4 protein-coding genes are annotated in these 3,016 nt (G+C 40.6%); all 4 read right to left on the reverse strand.

Annotated elements, in window-relative coordinates; genetic code table 11:
- Positions 1–120 precede the first annotated feature (120 nt).
- Complete coding sequence (locus tag A9G08_RS01340) at positions 121–657, reverse strand: tail fiber assembly protein (protein ID WP_065561968.1); 537 nt, start codon at positions 655–657, stop codon at positions 121–123.
- 272 nt (positions 658–929) lie between these two features.
- Positions 930–2,075: a phage tail protein gene (locus A9G08_RS01345; protein ID WP_065561969.1), complete on the reverse strand. Its 1,146-nt coding sequence runs from the start codon at positions 2,073–2,075 to the stop codon at positions 930–932.
- A 2-nt stretch (positions 2,076–2,077) separates the two neighbouring features.
- Positions 2,078–2,677 carry a phage tail protein I gene (locus A9G08_RS01350; protein WP_065561970.1) on the reverse strand — a complete coding sequence of 200 codons (600 nt, stop codon included), beginning with the start codon at positions 2,675–2,677 and terminating at the stop codon, positions 2,078–2,080.
- A partial coding sequence (locus tag A9G08_RS01355) for a baseplate J/gp47 family protein (protein ID WP_176701502.1) occupies positions 2,667–3,016 on the reverse strand: 350 nt, incomplete at its 5' end. The genes A9G08_RS01350 and A9G08_RS01355, both read right to left, overlap by 11 nt.

The raw sequence follows: 3,016 nt of genomic DNA on the forward strand, positions 1-3,016 counted from the left end.
CCCTCTGACGCAATTAATGTCAGTGACGAACTAGAGCAAAAAATTCGTGATGCAGTCATGAGAGGCGCATCATTTGAGATAAAAAACGGAAAGTTATTAATTATTAAGAAACCCGAGTAATTACTCGGGTTGTTTTGGCCATTCAATATCTAATTGATTTGTATCAACGCGAATAACTAAAATTCGATATTTTTTCCACTGTTTTAGTTGTTCGGATTCGTTTGATTCGCACATATCCAAATCAATAATGTCCTGCAAAACTGCTATTTTTTCATTTGCCGCTGCTAAAAATGAATTTTTAATAGATTCGTTTTTTTGAATTATAGCTGCATTTTTTTGATCTTCATCTAATACCCAGCTTTTTGTTTTTTTGTCCCAAACACAAAACTCAAACGGCTCTAGTAACGTAAATCCATCTCGAACCGGTCCTACATAATCAATTTCAACGGATTCTGTTGTTTCGATATTGTATGATGTTTTTCCTCGATGATTTTCAATTAAAACCCATGCCCCATTTTTAAAACACGGCCAAAATCCATGTTTTTCCGGGGGTGGCGTTCGTAGAGCATTATCTGGTGGTAATGTGTCGGCGTTTGCGTCTAATTGGTGTGTGTACGGTTTTAATTCGTTTGTATTATCATAATAATAATTAATCATAAATTCTCCTATTTTTTGTTACCTGTTCGGCAGGTAGGTAGTGTTCAGCCCGACGCAATTAGAAACATTACGGGCAAATTTTTGGCGTTCAGAACACCAGATAACAACTTATTTCACCTCGATGAATCGTGGCCAGATGATTCTACGATCTGTCCTAAAAACCGTGGAAACGGAATGGCGATAAATGTTTTTGATGCGTCGCGTGCAGTCCCGACCGGTCCAGAAAACACGGTGATAAACACAGGTAGGACACCGGTTATCTATCTCGGAGTTTAAACACCAAGATAAATCACTGGAGTTCTACCAATATTTAAAACAGTGTTTTCTGGACCAGTTGGAACAAAATTTTCGGCATTAAACGCAATACCGCCGAATGAGATTTGTTCGTTATTCAACTGACCATATCTAAATGAATTTTTTTTATGAATTCCGGAAAACACCCCGTTGGCGACCGCGGGATATGAGCCATCCGCAGTGTCACCGTGAAATATAATTTCGCCGTAAATGTTTCTAATTGCGTCGGGCTGAACACTACCTACCTGCCGAGTAGTTCCATCAACAGCTCGCTCAAAATAGCCTCGACCGTCGGGCGCAAACGCTGTCGGAACGTTAATATATTGTTTCCCGTTTATTGTTTTAATAGTTATGCCGTGATCGTGTTTGTAATTATTAGAAAAACTATTTAAAACTCGCCCTTGAGGAGAATCTAACAGATAATTATCTCCATTTCTAAAATAGCAACCAAACGGCAGCTCGTTAAATCTATATGCAGATAACCACTGCTCTCCAACTCTATATCCTGTCGATACATTTTTACCTACCTCATAAATAGGTGCGCCTGCATTGATTTTTTTCTGAGCAGGCAATGCATTGATGTCATCAGCATTGAGTATCACGTCGCGGTCTAATTTTTTGTTATTAATTTTACGGGACGGGGGTACTCTGGTTTCTATTTTCTCATCGACATATTCACGCGTAGCTAAAACAACCGACGGATCGATTTTCAATTCAACAGAATCAATATTATCAATGATAATTATCATCCTAATAACCTGAGTTCGCCCGCTGCCTTCAGCTAATCGTGGTTTATACGTCGGAGGGCAATTACCCACCGCAATCAAATTGCCCCTATCATCAAATAATCCGATCTCATGAATAAACCACCCTCCCTCATTTTCCGGGATCACTTGCTCAGCAATGATTTGGTTGCTGTTGTTTTTATCAACTGATAACGAATTGATCGCTGCACGGCGCACCTCGTTAGTTAGTGCGGTTTGAGTGGCTGTGGGTTTAGGCGCAGATCCGTTGCCATCGCCAACGGCCATGCTGGTTAATTTTAGCGGAATACCGAGCGCTGTAGCATTAGCTAATAGCTCAGCGCCAAGTTTTGTTAGAATTGTATAGTATGTTTGACTCATGATTATATTCTCATTGTATCGATAAAATGAATGGACGCACCAAATTGTCGGCGTGATTTCGTTGTGACTGTCTCGCTAACATACGGATATATGCTGATTGTATTACCGTCGTAATTACATGCGCCAATTGTTGTATTGACGCTCGTTGCTAAATGCAGTGATAGCCCGGACAAATGTCGGGATACCGGTTTGACATCCTCGATTATTCGGACTAGCTCATTATAGGATTCGTCAGTGATCCCCTTGTCTAATACTCCAATTTCTATTGAGAATGTACCTGGGGTTTTATCATTTTGCCACCACTCAATTAGATCAATTAAATACCCAAATGAACTAACTGCTCGGCGGATGGCCTCTTTGGTCCCTTTGTGTTGGTGGATTTCGAACGCCTCCGCGACAACCTTACGTTTAATTTGTTCGTTCCAATTTTCATCCCAATAATCAACACTGTATTGCCACGCCAAATACGGTAGTAGCTCATAGGGGCATGTTTGAGGATTCCACAATGAGCGTAATAGAATTGGGAAATCGCAAACCATGGCTTGAGATAACCTTTTTTCTAGCTTTGTTGATGAGGGTGGTAGCAAGGTTTTATTTGTCATATCCAGCAACCTCAACCTGATGATCAGAGCAATAACTTGCCTGCTCGCGATTAATTAACACATCTTTGCTGGGTTCTATTAGTTCGACACGTTGAACACCCGGAACATGTAACGCGGATATGATTGCGCTGCGGCTGATGCGTCGCCCTATACGGTGCTTTTCTGATATATATTCCTGCAAATTATTGAGTGCCGCTTTTTTAATGGGTTCCGATTCGGGACCGGAGTATAAAAACAGTTTAGCGTTTATCTTATATTCGATTAATTCAACTGATTTTACTGTTACACGATCAGCGACAGGGCGTCGATAGTCGTCATTAACCACTTTTTCAACAATTT

Origin of the sequence: Gilliamella sp. wkB195 (genome assembly GCF_001690445.1) — a bacterium.
In the GTDB taxonomy this organism is placed as follows: Bacteria; Pseudomonadota; Gammaproteobacteria; order Enterobacterales; family Orbaceae; genus Gilliamella; species Gilliamella apicola_E.

Coding starts and splice junctions, on each gene's coding strand:
- A9G08_RS01350 (WP_065561970.1), bottom strand. CDS start 2,677: ATGACAAATAAAACCTTGCTACCACCCTCATCAACAAAGCTAGAAAAA.
- A9G08_RS01345 (WP_065561969.1), bottom strand. CDS start 2,075: ATGAGTCAAACATACTATACAATTCTAACAAAACTTGGCGCTGAGCTA.
- A9G08_RS01340 (WP_065561968.1), bottom strand. CDS start 657: ATGATTAATTATTATTATGATAATACAAACGAATTAAAACCGTACACA.